Source organism: Pseudomonadota bacterium (genome assembly GCA_022361155.1).
Taxonomy (GTDB): domain Bacteria; phylum Myxococcota_A; class Polyangia; order Polyangiales; family JAKSBK01; genus JAKSBK01.
Map to the genome: position 1 here is coordinate 1 of JAKSBK010000589.1, position 1,187 is coordinate 1,187.

Genomic DNA, 1,187 nt, shown 5'->3' on the forward strand with positions numbered 1-1,187 from the left:
AGAGACGATGAGCGAGAGCGACGTCGAGACCATCGTTCAACGCGCCCGCGAGCACTACCCCGACGCCAAGCCGCGCATCATCTCGGACAACGGACCGCAGTTTATTGCCCGCGACTTCAAAGAGTTCATCCGACTCGCCGGCATGACCCACGTTCGCACTTCCCCGTACTACCCGCAATCGAACGGAAAAATCGAGCGCTTCAACGGCACGCTCAAAACTGGCTTGCGGGAGACTCTACCCACCAGTATCGACGAGGCTCGACGCATGTAGCTAGCGTGGATCACGCGCCCGGGTGGGAGTCGCCGGAGGGGTAGGGGGTTTGTTGCTGGTTGCGGAACCCGGATCGGCGTCGTCCTTGGCTTCGCCGCTCGAGGGCCCGGTCTGGACGCCGCTCGGCGCGCCCTCGGCGGCGGGTGGCTTGTCCACCGTAGTGGTCGATTCGACGGCCGTTGCGCCGCTGGTCGCTCCCTGGTCGGCTCCCTCAGCGGTCTCGCCGACCGACCGCGTCTTGGCTTCGTCTTGTTGCTGGTCCTGGGCAGTCTTCTTCTGTTCCTCGAGTTCCTCGAGCACCGCCTCCGAGGCCGCTTCCAGCGACTTCTCGGAGCTGGACGACAAATAGGCTAGCGTGGCCGAAAGCAGCATGAAGAGGGCGGCGCTGGCGACCGTGAGTCGAGTCAGGAAATTGCCCGCGCCAGCCCCACCGAACACAGCCTGGCTGGAGCTGCCACCAAAGGCCGACCCCATGCCTCCGCCCTTTCCAGCCTGAAGGAGCACTACCAGAATCAGGAAAAGGCAGACAATTACGTAAACCACGGTCAGGAAGGTAATCATCCTGCAGCTCCGCTGGAGTCGTTTGCAGAGCCCACGCTCAATCGTGATTCCGCTGCCTCCACTATGGAGGCCAGGGATTCCGCAGCCAGGGATGCACCGCCCACGAGCAGGCCGTCGACGTCTGGCTCGGCGAGCAGCCCGGCCGCGTTGTCCGGTCGAGCACTGCCTCCATAGAGTATTCGCATGGCGCAGGCAACCGCCTCGCCAAACCGCTCGCGCACCTGCGCCCTCAGCGCCGCATGCGCTTGCTGGGCATCGTCAGGGCCTGCGGTCCGGCCCGTACCGATGGCCCACACGGGCTCGTAAGCAACGACCAAACGCCGCGCTTCGGCCTCGTCGAGACCCCGGAGCCCTC

General features: G+C 64.9%; 3 protein-coding genes. 1 reads left to right on the plus strand and 2 read right to left on the minus strand.

Going from position 1 to position 1,187, the window contains the following annotated elements:
• Positions 1-271, plus strand: a 271-nt coding sequence (locus MJD61_22165) for an integrase core domain-containing protein (GenBank protein ID MCG8557964.1), incomplete at its 5' end; no start/stop codon positions are given.
• On the opposite strand, the gene secG is transcribed toward MJD61_22165, so the two are convergent.
• Both secG and MJD61_22175 read right to left on the minus strand, forming a co-directional pair.
• Positions 272-832, minus strand: coding sequence for a preprotein translocase subunit SecG (gene secG / locus MJD61_22170; GenBank protein MCG8557965.1), 561 nt, complete (start codon positions 830-832; stop codon positions 272-274). It abuts the gene before it with no gap.
• On the minus strand, positions 829-1,187 hold a 359-nt coding region (locus MJD61_22175), incomplete at its 5' end, for a triose-phosphate isomerase (GenBank protein MCG8557966.1). The genes MJD61_22175 and secG, both read right to left, overlap by 4 nt.

Coding starts and splice junctions, on each gene's coding strand:
- secG (MCG8557965.1), bottom strand. CDS start 832: ATGATTACCTTCCTGACCGTGGTTTACGTAATTGTCTGCCTTTTCCTG.